14 protein-coding genes and 1 pseudogene are annotated in these 15,777 nt (G+C 42.8%); 2 read left to right on the forward strand and 13 right to left on the reverse strand.

Translation table 11 applies throughout. The features are described 5' to 3' along the window. Positions 1 to 78 precede the first annotated feature (78 nt). Complete coding sequence (gene ade, locus RCG21_RS21030) at positions 79 to 1,812, forward strand: adenine deaminase (RefSeq protein ID WP_133339726.1); 1,734 nt, start codon at positions 79 to 81, stop codon at positions 1,810 to 1,812. Positions 1,813 to 1,856: 44 nt separating this feature from the next. On the opposite strand, the gene RCG21_RS21035 is transcribed toward ade, so the two are convergent. Together RCG21_RS21035 and RCG21_RS21040 are read right to left on the reverse strand one after the other, a co-directional pair. Continuing rightward, positions 1,857 to 2,837, reverse strand: coding sequence for a proline dehydrogenase family protein (locus RCG21_RS21035; RefSeq protein WP_133339724.1), 981 nt, complete (start codon positions 2,835 to 2,837; stop codon positions 1,857 to 1,859). Positions 2,838 to 3,083: 246 nt separating this feature from the next. After that, entirely contained in the window at positions 3,084 to 4,175 is a 1,092-nt protein-coding gene (locus RCG21_RS21040) for a CotH kinase family protein (protein WP_133339722.1), read from the reverse strand. A 187-nt stretch (positions 4,176 to 4,362) separates the two neighbouring features. Here RCG21_RS21040 and RCG21_RS21045 point away from each other — a divergent pair, with 187 nt between their 5' ends. Further along, positions 4,363 to 4,683 (forward strand): CotG/ExsB N-terminal domain-containing protein, encoded by a 321-nt coding sequence (locus RCG21_RS21045; protein WP_133339720.1) that lies wholly within the window; start codon positions 4,363 to 4,365, stop codon positions 4,681 to 4,683. A 115-nt stretch (positions 4,684 to 4,798) separates the two neighbouring features. Here RCG21_RS21045 and RCG21_RS21050 read toward each other — a convergent pair whose 3' ends face one another. The 11 genes and pseudogenes from RCG21_RS21050 to RCG21_RS21100 form a co-directional block, all read right to left on the reverse strand. Then, the gene (locus tag RCG21_RS21050) at positions 4,799 to 5,530 is read right to left on the reverse strand and encodes a DsbA family oxidoreductase (protein ID WP_133339718.1); all 732 of its coding nucleotides are present in this window, start codon (positions 5,528 to 5,530) and stop codon (positions 4,799 to 4,801) included. A gap of 307 nt (positions 5,531 to 5,837) precedes the next feature. After that, the gene (locus RCG21_RS21055; RefSeq protein WP_133339716.1) at positions 5,838 to 7,199 is read right to left on the reverse strand and encodes an FAD-binding oxidoreductase; all 1,362 of its coding nucleotides are present in this window, start codon (positions 7,197 to 7,199) and stop codon (positions 5,838 to 5,840) included. 136 nt (positions 7,200 to 7,335) lie between these two features. Continuing rightward, positions 7,336 to 8,871 (reverse strand): amino acid permease, encoded by a 1,536-nt coding sequence (locus tag RCG21_RS21060; RefSeq protein WP_133339714.1) that lies wholly within the window; start codon positions 8,869 to 8,871, stop codon positions 7,336 to 7,338. A 14-nt stretch (positions 8,872 to 8,885) separates the two neighbouring features. Further along, positions 8,886 to 9,032: a hypothetical protein gene (locus RCG21_RS21065; protein ID WP_165976401.1), complete on the reverse strand. Its 147-nt coding sequence runs from the start codon at positions 9,030 to 9,032 to the stop codon at positions 8,886 to 8,888. A 565-nt stretch (positions 9,033 to 9,597) separates the two neighbouring features. Continuing rightward, positions 9,598 to 11,001: an ethanolamine permease gene (gene eat, locus RCG21_RS21070; protein WP_133339712.1), complete on the reverse strand. Its 1,404-nt coding sequence runs from the start codon at positions 10,999 to 11,001 to the stop codon at positions 9,598 to 9,600. 143 nt (positions 11,002 to 11,144) lie between these two features. Beyond that, the gene (mdh, locus tag RCG21_RS21075; protein ID WP_133339710.1) at positions 11,145 to 12,089 is read right to left on the reverse strand and encodes a malate dehydrogenase; all 945 of its coding nucleotides are present in this window, start codon (positions 12,087 to 12,089) and stop codon (positions 11,145 to 11,147) included. A 238-nt stretch (positions 12,090 to 12,327) separates the two neighbouring features. Next, positions 12,328 to 12,681, reverse strand: a complete 354-nt coding sequence (locus RCG21_RS21080; RefSeq protein WP_133339708.1) for a BMC domain-containing protein — start codon at positions 12,679 to 12,681, stop codon at positions 12,328 to 12,330. A 1-nt stretch (position 12,682) separates the two neighbouring features. Further along, complete coding sequence (locus tag RCG21_RS21085) at positions 12,683 to 12,958, reverse strand: EutN/CcmL family microcompartment protein (protein ID WP_026576645.1); 276 nt, start codon at positions 12,956 to 12,958, stop codon at positions 12,683 to 12,685. Between the two features lie 244 nt (positions 12,959 to 13,202). Then, positions 13,203 to 13,826 (reverse strand): annotated as a pseudogene (locus RCG21_RS21090) (phosphate propanoyltransferase); the annotation flags it as partial. 19 nt (positions 13,827 to 13,845) lie between these two features. Beyond that, positions 13,846 to 14,139, reverse strand: a complete 294-nt coding sequence (locus tag RCG21_RS21095; RefSeq protein ID WP_026576647.1) for a BMC domain-containing protein — start codon at positions 14,137 to 14,139, stop codon at positions 13,846 to 13,848. 15 nt (positions 14,140 to 14,154) lie between these two features. Further along, a complete protein-coding gene (locus RCG21_RS21100) occupies positions 14,155 to 15,678 on the reverse strand; it encodes an aldehyde dehydrogenase family protein (protein ID WP_133339704.1) in 1,524 nt (507 codons plus the stop codon). Positions 15,679 to 15,777 lie beyond the last annotated feature (99 nt).

The following is a 15,777-nucleotide window of genomic DNA, read 5'->3' on the forward strand; positions in this document are numbered from 1 at the left end:
GCCTTATATTTCTCTCTTAGTCAGCCTCCAGAATTTTCTGGAGGTTTTTTCAAATCTAACTGAGAGGGTCTGAGAACCATGAATAAAACAAGATTAAAAAATAAAATCGCTGCAGCTGGCGGCAAAATCACCGCTGATCTCGTTATCAAAAATGGAAAAATTATCGATGTGTTTAACCAAGAAATCCTTACTGGTGACCTCGCGATCCAAGACGGTATGATTGTCGGAATTGGCGCTTTTGAAGGAAAAGTAGTTATCGATGCCAAAAATCGCTTCGTTTGTCCGGGATTCATTGATGCCCATGTTCATATCGAGTCATCGATGGTCACACCAACAGAATTTGCAAAAGCCGTTCTTCCTCATGGGATAACAACAGTCATCGCGGACCCTCACGAAATCGCCAATGTTTCAGGTGCCCCAGGGATACAGTTTATGTTAGATGATTCGGATCATCTTCCTCTAGAAGTAAAAATCATGCTGCCCTCCTGCGTTCCGGCAACGCCGTTTGAAAATAATGGTGCAAGGCTGTTAGCTGATGACTTAAAAGATTTTTACCAGCACGATCGTGTCCTTGGACTGGCTGAAGTAATGGATTATCCATCCTTACAAAATGCCGATGATCATATTATGGACAAAATCTTATTAACAGATGAACACAACCGGCCGATTGATGGACATTTAGCCGGACTGGATACAACTGCAATAAATATCTACCGCACTGCAGGCATTCGCACTGATCATGAATGCACAACAGCTGCGGAGGCATTAGATCGGGTGCGTCGTGGGATGTATGTGATGATTCGTGAAGGGTCTGCGGCTAAAAACCTTACCGCCCTTATTCCGGCTGTAAACCCCAATAATGCTCGCCGCTTCTTGTTTTGTACAGATGATAAGCACTTGGATGAGATTGTTGATGAAGGCACCATTGACCAAAATGTCCGTTTGGCCATTCGCGCGGGACTTTCCCCGCTATTGGCCATTCAAATTGCTACTTTAAATGCCGCGGAATGCTTTGGACTTCACCAAAAAGGGGCGATTGCACCCGGATATAAGGCAGACTTTATCTTAGTAGACGATCTGGAAACGATGAAGATTTCAGAGGTTTATGTTTCGGGTAAACTGACTGCAAAGGATGGAAAGTATGTTGGAGAACCTCTCCGAGCTAACGTACCAGGAGAACACTTGACCCAAACGGTGCACATCCCTAACATTCTGGAAAAAGATTTGCAGATTCCAATCGGTGAAACGGAATGCGCAAATGTAATTGGAATCATCCCGAATAGCATTGTGACGAAAAAGCTTGAAGAAACAGTTCAAACGTCAGAAGGATTCTTCGTCCCATCCCTTGAACAGGACCAATTAAAGCTCGCCGTTCTTGAACGTCACAAAAATACCGGAAATATTGGACTAGGCATTGTTAAGGGGTTCGGCTTTACAAATGGTGCCATCGCGACCACGATTGCGCATGATTCCCATAATATCGTTGCAGCAGGCACCAATGACAAGGATTTATTAGCAGCGATTCAAGCAATCAAGGAATTAAATGGCGGCTGTGTAGTGTTGAAAGATGGAGAAATTTTAGCAGCTCTGTCTCTTCCGATTGGAGGCTTAATGTCGGATGATAGCTTTCTATCCATACATCAGGAATTGAAACAAATCAATGAAGCACTTGTGCAAATTGGTTTTACCGGCAACTTTAATCCGTTTTTGACCTTGTCCTTTCTAACCCTTCCAGTGATTCCTGAACTAAAACTAACTGATTTGGGACTTTTTGATGTTGGAACGTTTCGGCATATCGAAGTAGGAATCTAATAAAAGACCTGTACATTTACGATGTACAGGTCTTTTATCAATTATTAACGTTTTTTCTTACCGTTTTTAGTCATTCTGCCTAAAACGAAAGCACTAGCTGCCAACCCAATCATGGTGTTGGTTTTCTTATTAAATACTTGTTTTGCCACAAGATTTAAGTTCTGCGGTCTTTCCGCTAAACGGCGCATGAAATAGCCGTACCAGTCATTTCCGAATGGAACATACGTACAGAAGTTGTAGCCTTCGCTTGCTAATTTTAATTGAAGGTCTTTTCTGAAACCGTACAGCATTTGGAATTCAAATTTATCATTTGGAATATCGTTCTTTTTCACAAATTCCTTCACATGGTTAATGACACGGTGGTCATGTGTCGCAATTGAAGTGAATTTACCATTTAATAAATGCCATTCAATTAGTTTAATAAAGTTATTATCGATATCTTTTTTATCTTGGTACGCGTATTCTTCCGGCTCTTTATATGCACCTTTTACGATACGCAGACGGTAGTTTTTATATTTTTCAAGGTTTTCCTGCGCATTATAGAAATAAGCTTGGATAACCGTTCCAACATTATCATATTCTCTTGAAAGCTCATCTAATAGATCAAATGAAGGCTGTAAGTGGCCGTAATCTTCCATATCAAAGTTAATGAAGATTCCATATTCATTTGCTCTGTGTACGATTTCCCGCAAATTGTTTAAGCAGAAATCATATTCAATGTCTAACCCAAGTTGTGTCGGCTTTAAAGAAATGTGAGCATCTACTTTATTCTCATGAATTGCTTCAATCACTTGAAGAATTTGATCTTTCGCTTCGGTAGCTTCCTCTTTTTTGAAGACGAACTCCCCTAAGTTATCAACCGTACATGAAATTCCTTGGGCATTTAATTCTTTAATGCTTTTGATTACTTCTGGAATATTGGTACCCGCAACAACACTTTGAGCACCCATTTTTAGGCCATACTTTTTAGCAGCACTATTCAAAAATTGATTTTGCGATAAGCCGATAAAAAAGTCTCTTAACATAGCAATTACCCCTTGCTCTTTTTGATTTAATTATAGCATGTTTTTTTAGTCAGAATTATTTTACAAATTTTCGTAAAATAATTTTTTACTGCATATTGGTAGCGTTTTATTTTTTTAGCGTATCAAACATACTTATCTTAATACATAAAAATTCGAACATCAACCTGCAATTAAACAAAAAGAATTTTCAAATAATTATTATTCCTGAAAAATAAGAACAGGCACTTCAAATAGGTTTAGAAGTACCTAATCAAACATCGTTACTTTCTTTTTCAAATAGTTTCTTCTTTCCTCGATATATAAGGTGACGATGGCTAATTCTTGATCAAATTGTTCGATTTGTTGCTTTTTATAGGGGTCATGTAAGACAGAGGGACGAATCGAATGAAGGAGTTGCTCCACTCTTGGTGCCATAAATTCAATCGTGAATTGATGATTCATAATGTCTTCGAGCAGCCTGTGATACTGACTGCGAAAGCTGTTTTCATCTAGGATTCGGGCGGTTAATGTATTGAAGCCATCAAAGGGAACATAGTTCGCTTCCATTCGCTTTCCATTCACATCTCTTCCCCAGGTTGCGTCATAATCCCATGGAATGACCTCAAACAAACCAGTAGCTCCATTGCGGTAGAGTGCATAATTATGAACAAACCCGTCGTAGTTCGATGTGAACACCACTCCTGCGACCCAGCGAAGATATTTTTCTACATTTAAATATCTTGGGATTTCTTTTTCAAATTCAGCCTTTGGAAGGGTATTAATTTTATAAATAAATTCCTGTAAATGGAGATCGTCTTTAGCACTTCCCCATTGTCGTTCATATCCTAATTTCAACGATTTTTTCGTTTCCTTATCTAAATCACTCATGAGTGAAAAATTTGCATCGCCATCGACCGCATAAAATATGGCACCATTTGGCAGACCCCTTCGTTTGATAAAATTTTCATCAACCGACTCAATTTCCAAATAAACGCCTTCCGCTTTTCCGTTTATCGTTAGAAAGACATGGCGGGACTGGGGTGCAAGACAGCCGATTTCTCTAAAAAAATCAAAGGACAATTTGTTTCGAATGAAGGAAGGGTCTTTAAATTCAGCGTTAAGATGAACCAATGAGGATCCTTTAAATTTCTTGGGTTTATAATAGGCAATTTGATAAGACTTTTTTTCAAAATCACGAATATGTGATCCCCTGTAGCTGAGATCAATTTCGAGTTTCTTCCCTTCGATCGCAAGCTGGGCCGGGACTGGATCGTCAATCCAGATATCCCTTTTTAGTTCCCGTAAGTCAATTGGGTTAATAAAAATTTTATATTGAGGTAATTTGAAAGTCTCGTCCATGATTTCCCCCTCCTAGTTTATTCGTATTCAGTAAAAATTTTTAGGTCACCAGCGGACAACAATTTACGAATGATTGGGCGAATGCCCCAAACAAGTACGAGCCGATTTACGTAACTTGATAAAAGAAGAGAGAGGTTATGACTTTTTCGTTTTAAATCCCTCTTTCGTGAAATAAGGAGGTGCAATTATGAACGAATATTCATCAGAAGATATTCAGAGAGCAGCAGAGGAAGTACAAAGAGGCGGATTTGGTGATTTCATGTTCAGAGATCCAGGATTTGGCCGTACATCACGGAGACAAACTTCTTCAAGACGAAATACTTCTAGGAAGCGTACAACAACAAGAAGAAAAACTTCAAGAAAAGTAACTTCTAGAAGAAATACAACCAGACGCCGCAACCATTGCGCACACCGCTCCAATTGGAGAACCATGGTTCGGGGCAACCAAGAAATCAGTACCTGCTGGGACGACGGCAATATGTGGGAACTAAGAATCCGAAACCTGTAACGCAGTGACAGGCACCGCCCGTGGACTTTCTCACTATTTTGTCCGTCCTGGATGGACAGTCTAAATAGAAAACAAGGCACCTTCCCCAATCGGACGGTGCCTGTTGTTTGCTTGGTTATTTTTTTTCTGGGATTCCACAGCTGCCATCTGTGCAGGTTGCGTCTGATGCGTTTTCGGTTGAAAGATCCTTTAGCACAACTGGTGCCGCGGATTCTTCTTGCCATACTTGCTGGAGTGCACCTGAGAAGGTTGCAATCGGTTGTGCTCCTGAAATCGCGTATTTTTGGTTAATAACAAAATACGGTACACCGCTGATGCCGTATTGCTGGGCAATCGATTCATCAATTCGAACATCATTGGCGTAAGACGTTTGGTCTTGAAGTACATTTAATGCTTCTTGACGGTCCAAGCTTGCTACTGCAGCAATATCTGCCAAGGTTTCGTAATCACCGATATTCTTTCCTTCTGTAAAGTAAGCATGGAGTAGCTTTTCCGTAACCTCGGTTTCTTTTCCATGTTCTTTGGCAAATTTGGCTAGACGATGAGCGTCAAAGGTGTTCGTTGGTTTCATTGTATCAAAATCATACTTTAAGCCGACGTTTGCAGCTTGCTGGCCAACCCCTTGATTCGCTTGCTTTGCCTGTTCAAGACTCATGCGGTATTTGCCAGCGAGTACTTCATGAATGGATTCACCACTGTATTTTGGCGAGTTTGGATCAAGTTCAAAGCTTTTAAATTCAACCTCTACCTGGTCCCGATTCGGGAATTGTGCCAACGCCTCCTCCAGGTGGCGTTTTCCTATATAACAAAATGGACATACAAAATCTGACCATACCTCTATTTTCATGGTTACACCTCGTTTTTTTGTGATGATTAAGGATAGTGTAACACAAGAGGAGGAAATGCCAATGGAATATGCTTCATTAGTATATGAAGGACCTTTTCTTGGTTCTTCACTGATTTGTGCTCTTTAATAACCTTTTCAAGGACATCTTTCGTGCTTTCGCACTGATTTTGTCCCAAAAAACATTTTTAAGGACATTTCTCCAGGTCTCCTGTAAGATTTTGTTCAAAAAAACCATTTCAAGAACGTTTCCCCGAGTATCCCATAAGATTTTGTCCTAAAATCATTCTTATCAGAATTAACAAGGTTTTTACTCAAATATCTTCCCTGGATTTAAAATCCCCTTCGGATCAAGCGCAAATTTAATGGCCTTCATTACATCCAATGATTCCCCGTGTTCCTTCTGCTGGTATTTAGTCTTTCCAACCCCTACCCCATGCTCTCCCGTACAGGAACCTCCTCGGCTAAGAGCATAATCAACCAAATGGGCATTCAGTTCCGCCGCTTTTTTCATTTCTTCTGGATCATCAACATCAATCATTATAATGGAATGATAGTTTCCATCTCCTACATGTCCTAATAAAGCACCATCCAAGCCAATTCGATCAATCGCCTCGCGGGCATCATGTATCGCACCGCCCAATTCTGACATCGGCACACACACATCCGTAACCATCATTTTTTTCCCAGGAGATTTATGTACAAAAGCATACGCTAAATTATGGCGGACCTCCCACAGTTTCGCACGTTCCTTTGAATCTGTTTCAAACAAGAATTCCTCGCAGCCGTGATCCTGGGCAATTTTTTCTGCAAAATCAGCATCATACTGAAGGCCGGCCTCATTTCCATGGAATTCCATGAACAACGTTGGTTTAACTGGATAATCGGTTTGATTATAAAGATTAACCTGTTTAATCGAGCGGGCATCGACTAATTCAATCCGTGCCATCTGAATCCCGGCTGAGAGAATATCGGTAACCGTTGCAACAGCCTCTTCAACACTTGGAAAAACAGCCCGTGCCGCGCTGATCACTTCCGGTATCCCGTAAACTCGTAAGGTTAGCTCTGTAAATGCCCCCAGTGTCCCTTCTGATCCAACAAACAATCCAGTAATATGATAGCCTGAGGACGATTTCGCTGTCATGCTTCCAGTATGAATAATGCGTCCATCTGCTAAAACCACTTCCAAATCACGGACTTGGTCCCGCATCACCCCATAGCGGACAGAGGTTGTTCCGCTTGCATTGGTCGCCGCCATCCCCCCAACCGTTGCATCCGCTCCCGGATCCACCGGAAAAAACAACCCGTATTTTTTTAACTCTTTATTTAATTGCGTCCGGGTAACCCCTGGTTGTACACGCACTAAAAAGTCATTCGGGCGAACCTCAAGGACCCGATTCATCAGTTGAAAATCGATGGAAATTCCACCTTGATAGGGAATCACATGCCCCTCCAAGCTCGACCCAAAGCCGAACGGTGTTACCGGGATTTCGTGATCATTTGCAAACTTTAGAACTTCGCTGACTTCTTCTTTATTTTTTGGAAAAACAACCACATCCGGTAAATGCGGAGTATGATAGGACTCATCTTTACTATGCTGCTCCAAAACCGTTGGGTTTACCGTAACCTGTTCCTCAGGTAGAATTCTTCTTAACTCGTCTACTAATACCATTTTCAGCCAGTCCTCTCTCGAATGTTCGGAATAGTAATACTAATATAACAATTATAGAACAACTCAGAATTTTTTCAAACTTCGAAGATTACTAGAATGCTAAAAAGGTGCCAAATTATGGCACCTTTAATGAAAACTATTCTCTCCCATGCTCAAACTCATCTTCCAGCCTTCTGATTTCATCTACTGATTTTTCAAGTGCAGCTTGTGGGCCTTTGAAATGCTTTTTATAATAGGAAAGGTCCATGATGACCAACACCACAAACATCCCAATCAGGGCGTAGGCTGCCATTTGATTTGGCGGTATGACCATGATAATGCAAATGAATACAATCCAGATTAAGCTGATTACGTTGATTGGTTTGCTCCATTTCCCAAGTGCCCAAGGACCGTAATGCTTTGGTAAAAATAAACCTTTCGATTCAGCTCTAAGTTTCAGATAAATAGGGATTCCGTAAGCCACATACAAACCGACCACACTTACCGCGGTTAAAAAAGCAATCGTTGAGTAACCTGCATCCGGATTGACCAATTTCGTAATGTAATCGATTAACGCTAATATAAAGGAAAGAATAACCGCAAGCCAGATGGCTTTTGCTGGTGTCCGGAATTTGCGGCTGATTTCTGCCCAATGACGGCTGAGCGGCATTCCATTATCCCTTGAAAATGCATACATCATCCGCGAAAAAGAAGTAATGGATGAAAGGCCGCAGAAGAACATGGCAAACGTGACAAGCCACAAAACAATGTTGCCAAATGTACCGCCTAGTGCCTTACTAATTACAAAAATAAAGGCATTGTCCGAGTTAACCGCACCGTTCGCATCATGAATGGAAAGTGTAACAAATGCAAGCATAATAAAGCCAAAGACAAATGAGAAGGCAACGGAGTTAAAAATCCCCCATGGGGCGCGGACACGTGGATGAACCGTTTCTTCAATAGTATGGGCCGAAGCATCATAGCCGGTGAAGGTCCATTGGGCCTGCAATAATCCGATTAAAAATGCCAGGAAATAAGGTTTATCTGAAAAGGTTTGACCGACATGGAATAGATAATCAATCGGCTGCAGTCCGAGCTTCGTGAAGAAGGCTAGACTGACCACTAAAATGGCAACGACAGCCATGTGATACCAAGCAGAGAAATCATTTAATTTTGCAACGATTTTAATTCCGATATGATTGAGGATTCCGTGTAATAGGAGGACAACGCCAAAGACGATTAAGGTGGTTGTATCAGTAGATTGATAGTTGAAGATTCCTGCTAGAAGTGGGTCGGCGAATAAGGCTACAGAGTAATCGATTCCGGCGACGATTCCAATTTGGCCAATTAAGTTGATCCAGGCTGTGTACCAGCCGATTCGGGTTCCTTTTAAGGCAGCTGCCCAGTGGTAAAGTGCCCCTGCTGTTGGGATGGCTGAAGCCAGTTCTGAAAGTGAAGCAGCGACTAGCATGACGAAAAAGGCAACGATGGTCCAGCCAAATCCCATCATTCCCGGACCGCCGTAGGTCAACCCGTGGCCGTATAGGGAAACTGCACCTGTTAATATGGAAATAATGGAAAATGAGATCGCAAAGTTCGAAAAGCCGCCCATGTCGCGCAAGAGCTCCTGGGCATATCCATAACGATTGAGGTGTTTTTTATCCTCGAGCAATTGTTGGTCTTTGCTCTTCATTCGATTCTCCCCTTTCATGATTCCTTATCAGCTTCATTACCGACAAAAATTTCATGTTCTTCGTCATTAAAGGATCTTACATTCTTATTTGCCTTCATTCCAATGGCTGTACCGACAACAAGCGTAAAGATAATCATCGTAAATCCGATTACAACCCCCATCCGCTCCCCTCCTTTCGGTTCAATTAAATAGACCTAATTTGGTCAAGTTATCACTATATTATTCTCGTAAACCATCAAATATACATTGTGAAGTTTTCACATGGTGCCTGTCACCTTTGCTCATTATTTTACAAGTTGATAAGGTTTCCTTTGACCTTGAAATGAAAAATGGTGCTCATTTGGGTAATAAGAGGGTATTCCTTTTCCCTTTTGTAAGCGAATCATCTCCACTCGGGTAATGAAATGCCTTTCCTTTTACCTTTTGCATGAAATTCTACCTCCCTCGGGCAATGCAACTCCTTTCCTTTTACCCTCACAATAAAAACCTACCTCTCTCGGGCAATGCAACGCCTTTCTTTTTACCCTCCACACGGAAATCTACCTCCCTTGGGCAATGCAACTCCTTTCCTTTTACCCTCTTTACAAAATTCTACCTTCTTCGGGCAATGGAACTCTCTTCCTTTTACCCATATAACAAGTATCCCTTCCTTCGGGGAATGCAAATTCAAGACATCCCCCAAAATTGAAAAAGATGCCCCCAAAAGGACATCTTTTTCTAAATCTATTAACCAATCTTTTCCTCGTCAACCTCAGACCCAGAGGTTACATCCTCAATCGACACAAACTCCTCTGACATTGGACGTAAATTCTTGGATCCTACCAAGAAATAATAGACAATCGCTACACCAAAAATCGTCAAAATCACTCCTGCTAATGGAAGCTGAACCCCAAACAATGGAAGAGTTGTCGTTAACACACTATATTTGACTACACAGAAGAACGAGAAAACGCCCAGTACCAACGCAATCGCCGGCACCACTGGATAACTTACCTTAAACGGTCTTTCCAAGTTTGGTTCCTTTTTCCGTAACACAAACAACGAAATCATACTTAAGCAGTACATCGTGATTGCACCAAACACAGAAAGGATGATCAAGGCATTCGCAAAGTTTGCAGACCCAGCCGCAATGACACCAATCGCTCCCGGAACAATCAAGCCCCAATGTGGAACACCGCGTTTTGAAAGATTGGATAAGAACTTAGGCAGGTAACCGGCACGAGCTAACGCAAACGTTTGACGGGAATACCCAATGATAATTCCATGCAAGCTGGCAATCAGACCGAATAAACCGATAATTGCAACAGATTTTGGAATAAAGCTGCCTTCGCCATAAATACTAGCCAATGCCTGCGGAAGCGGATAATCCGCTGGTTTCCCGGTACCGCCGCCTAGACCCGCTGTTACCACTAAGGTTAAAATCGTAGCAATTCCAAGCGTTAAGATCCCAGAAATAAACCCTTTTGGAATATCCTTCTTCGGATCGCGCACCTCTTCCGCTGCCATCGCCCCCCCTTCAATGGCCAGGAAGAACCAAATCGAAAATGGAATCGCAGCCAAAACGCCGGACCAGCCATGACTAAAAGCCATATCATTAAAGATATTTGATGCCTGAACGTGAGGTAAGCCGGCAACATAATAAATCGCGAGACCAATCAGTGCCATTACCGTTGCCACTAACTCAATCACAGCCGCACCTTTTACACCAATGAGGTTAACCAAAATGAATAAGATAAACATTCCGACTGTTGCATAAACCGCATTAATACTTGGGACCAGAAAGTTAATATAAGCACCTACCGAAACAGCAATCGCTGGTGGTGCAAACACGAACTCGAGCAAACAGGCTAACCCTGTAACATAGCCCATAAACGGCCCCATTGCTTTTCTTGCATAGGCAGAAGGGCCGCCTGCGTGAGGAATGGAAGTTGACAGCTCTGAATAACTAAAAATAAAGGTCGTATAGAAGACAATAATAATGAGTGCTGCAATGCCAAGACCGATCGTTCCGCCTGATTCAAACCCATAGTTCCAGCCAAAATATTGACCGGATATAACCATCCCGACGGCAATGCCCCAGAGATGGATCGGCTTAAGCGCTTTTTGCAAATGGTTGTTTCCCTGCTCCATAAACCCTTCCCCTTTCAAAACTAAATCTCCTGGTAAAAATAAGCTTCAAACATTCCCTTAAACCCGACTATGTCATTTAACTAGTTAGCTCCTAGTTTAATATAGAATTGTAGAAGGATTACACAGGTTAATTTTTCTATAAATTAAAGTGTTTTCAAGACCGACATCACATTCTGAACGGATTGAGCAGATTGATCAAGGGCCGCTTTTTCCTCCGGTGTCAAAGCAATTTCAATCACCGTTTCAATCCCATCTCCCCCAAGGACGGTAGGAACACCTAGATATAGATCCTTATAGCCATATTCTCCTTCTAAATAAGCAATACACGGTAAAATTCGCTTTTTATCCTTTAATATCGCTTCGGCCATTTGCACCATCGAAGCGGCAGGTGCATAGTAAGCGCTTCCTTGCCCTAGCAGACTAACAATCTCGCCCCCGCCTTTGCGCGTTCTTTCCACAATCGCTTCGATGCGATGGGGAGGAAGAATTTTATCCAGCGGAATTCCTCCGGCATAGGAGAACCGAACCAATGGGACCATATCATCCCCATGTCCGCCAAGAACAAAGCCCGAAATATCTTCCACTGACACATTCAATTCCTGAGCAACAAAGGTGTTAAAGCGGGCTGTATCCAAGACACCGGACTGACCGATGACACGGTTTTTCGGAAACCCAGTGGTTTTATAACAAACATAGGTCATTGCGTCGACCGGATTACTTAACACGATAATATAGCTATTTGGCGCATATTTTTTAATATTTTCCGAGACTTGCTCGATAATTTTGGCATTGGTGGAAACCAAATCGTCCCGGCTCATCCCCGGTTTTCGCGGCAGGCCTGCAGTAATTAACACCAAATCAGCATCCTGAATATCTGCATAATCCGAGGTACCCGTGATGTTTGCGTTAAAGCCTTGAATCGGACTTGCTTCAAGCATATCGAGGGCTTTCCCTTTAGTAGGATCGCTTTGGGCTGGAATATCTACGATCACAACATCCCCTAATTCTTTTTGAGCCAGCATCAGTGCAGCCGTTGCACCGGTAAAACCCGCACCTATGACTGCAATTTTTTTACGTCTAAATGCCATCTTTTTTCCTCCAATCCTTCAAAAATCATTCCGCATTAACGAGCAGTACGTCCCCATCTTCAAGGGATTAGTGGGGGGCGACTGCCCGTAAAAAGCCGATTGGTGAAATACAGTGAAACTTGCCGCTGTGATCTTCAGCGGCTTAGTTGAAACAATCGGGTTCGTACTGTCTCTTTATCAAGGCGACAGTAGAATGGGATTAACAACCCGAGTGGGATCCACTGATTGAAGTTTCACTTTATTCCGTTGTTGCAGGAGGCTCTTCCTGTTTTGCTTTTGGACCCCTTTTTGAAGGCTTTGGTTTTTCCTCCACCTTCTTCGGCGCCTTCGCCAGCATTTGACCCACTTCCTCATCAGGACGCGGGATGACATGTGCGGTTACCAACACTCCGACACTTTGCGCCGCATACTTTCCGGCATCGACTGCTGCCTGAACAGCCCCGACATCCCCTTCTACTAAAATCGAAACGAGTCCCGCATCTACTTTTTCCTTTTTAATTAAAGTGACATCAGCTGCTTTAACCATCGCATCGGCCGCAACAATCGAAGCAATCAGACCTCTGGTTTCAATCATTCCTAATGCTTTTGACAAATTACGCACCTCCTTCTACATCAATTGAATCAATTATTCCGATAATCACAGCATCAATCGGGAGCTTCTGATCCCCGATAATATTTGCCGCGGCACTTCCCGTTGTAACCATCACCTTATCCCCGACACCTGCACCAATCCGGTCCACCGCAATAAACGGTGAAAGGATCGGTGCCCCGGTTGGAAGCTCCGGCTGGACAAACAAATATTTTAATCCTGTCAGGTTGTCTTCCTTTCTGGTCGCCCACACATTTCCAATCACCGTTCCTACTTGCAAAAAATCATCCCCTAACTTAGTCCATAACCCGGATGGTTTTTTTCAACTCTCTTGCGGCATCCCGTGCTAATGGGGTTACAATCGTCCCTTTCCGAACTGAAATCGATTCACTCTTACAGGCTTGCACCTCTCTCTTCGTTAAGAGGTTTTTTTGAAAAATAAATGCCTCTGGTTCCTGTGTTTGGACTGGTTCTTTCAAGGTCGGTAGAGGTCTTGCTGGAGGCTCTCCATCCTTAACAATTGAACCAGTTTGCCCGGTTGTAATTAACCCCGCATTGGCTTCATCCGTATCAATATGCATTTCAAGCCTGTATCTCGGCGACACCCGAATGAGTACTTTTTCAAACGAAACCGGGCGCTCCCCCTCTGTTCTGATTCGAACATATTCCCCATTTTCCACCCCGAAATGCGCAGCATCATCGGGATGCATGTGGATATGGGCCTGGGCTATGATCAGTCCTTCATTTTTATAAATACTTCCTTTCGGCCCTACCAGCGTAATCGGTGCAGAGCCCACAATATTACCCGATTCCCTGATTGGCGGGTTCACTCCGAGCTTCACCGCATCCGTTTTGCTGACCTCAACCTGGGTTAAGGAACGGGCCGGACCAAGAATGCGCACTTTTTCAATGCTTCCTCTTGGCCCGACAATGACCACCGTTTCATTTGCGGCAAATTGACCTGGCTGCGACAAATCCGCTTTTTTCGTTAATTCATACCCTTTACCAAAAAGAATCTCTAAATCAGTTTGACTTAAATGACAGTGGCGGGCAGAAACAGCCATTGGGATCGTATTCGGTCTTGAGTCCTTTTTTAACAATTGCTGAATGACTTCTTCAACAATCGTTCGAATGGCTTGTTCATTCATCAAACCCACTCCTTACTTCTTACACTTCAACATCTAATTTAGGTAAAATGCTTTCCAATTCATTGTGTGGACGTGGGATGACATGGACAGATAAAAGTTCGCCAACACGTTCTGCTGCTGCCGCACCTGCTTCTGTCGCCGCCTTTACTGCACCTACATCACCACGAACAAGAACGGTAACAAGTCCGCCGCCAACATGAACTTTCCCGATTAAATGTACGTTTGCTGCCTTCACCATTGCGTCGGCTGCTTCCACTGATGCTACCAAACCTTTTGTTTCTACCATTCCTAATGCTGTTAATTCTCTAGCCATTTTAAATTCCTCCTATTAGTTCATTTGATATTTTTTTAATACTTGGTTGACCATTTCAGAAATCACTTTTGGATCTAGTGAACCCGATACATTGACGTTGCTTAATACCTGATTCACAATCTCGTCAACATGATTGCTTGCGCCCCATTGTGGACCAGAGTTTTGGTAGGACGGCTTAGGAACATTTACTTCCTTCGTTCCATAGGCCATTCTCTTGATATTGATTAAATGGCGGGCCGTTAAATTATCAGAAGTAATATTTCCGCCAAACGAACCGCAGCCAAGTGTCAGCGATGGCATCAATTCGGTGGTTGCACCAACCGCACCTATGGACGAAAGTGTATTAACCATTAGACGTGATACCGGCATTTCTAACGCAAACTCACGGGCCACCTTGTCATCATTGGTGTGGAGCGATAAGCTATGCCCCATCCCGCCTAAATTTAAGATTTTCACACAAAGCTCTTTCGCATTTTCATAGCTTTCTGCTGTATATATCGGGAAGATCGGTGACAATTTTTCGATGGAAAAAGGGACGTCCTTCCCGATCCTTGTTTCTTCCGCAATTAAGATGGTGGTATCCACTGGAACTGAAATTCCTGCCAGTTCTGCAATCTTGATTGCGCTTTGCCCCACGATGTCAGGATTGAGCTTTCCTGGAAACGGCGAGATGACCTTTTCTAAAAGTACTTTTTCCTGCTCGTTTAAGAAGTAGGCACCGTTCTTTTTGAACTCTCTCACGGCCATCTCTTTTACATTCTGGTCGACAACAATCGCCTGTTCTGTGGCGCAAATCGTGCCATAATCAAAGGTTTTGCTTTCGACAATCATTTTGACCGACTTTTGGATATTAGCTGTTTTTTCAATATAGACCGGTACGTTTCCGGGACCAACACCGTAGGCTGGCTTACCTGAGCTGTAAGCAGCGCGGACCAAGTCTTTACCGCCGGTTGCTAAAATTAAATCAATATCGCGGTGGTGCATTAATTCGGTGGTTGCCGCCATCGTCGGCTTTGAGATCCACCCGATAATTCCGTCCGGAGCCCCCGCTTCAACCGCTGCCTCTAAACAAATTTTTAATGCAGCGACAGAGCATTTAACAGCACGTGGGTGTGGACTAAAGACGATTCCATTTCTTGTTTTTAAGGCAATTAATGCTTTAAAAATCGCACTCGACGTTGGATTCGTTGTGGGAATGATCCCGGCAATAACCCCAAAGGGATAGGCAACCTCCACGATTTTCTTTGTTCGGTCCTCGTTGATAATTCCAACTGTTTTTTCATTTTTAATGGATTCATAGACTGCCAGTGAACCCACATCGTTTTTCATTTTTTTATGTTCAACAACACCCATTCTGGTTTCTTCCACCGCCATCTGGGCTAGTTCAAGTGATTTTGCAGCAGCAGCTTCAGCGACCCGTTTGACGATTTTATCTACTTGTTCTTGTGAATACGATAAGTATTTTTGCTGTGCTTCTTTTGCTTTTTGAAGTGCATGCCGCATTTCCTGGATGGATTGAAGATCTAAATCAAATTGCACCAGGGACACTCCTTTCTCTCTTGTATTTTTAGTATAAAATTACACACATTCTCGTACAGGAATCCTTTATCAGCGAATTTCAAAGGCTTATCAGCGAAT

Origin of the sequence: Bacillus salipaludis (assembly GCF_030938565.1) — a bacterium.
Classification (GTDB): Bacteria; Bacillota; Bacilli; order Bacillales; family Cytobacillaceae; genus Neobacillus; species Neobacillus salipaludis_A.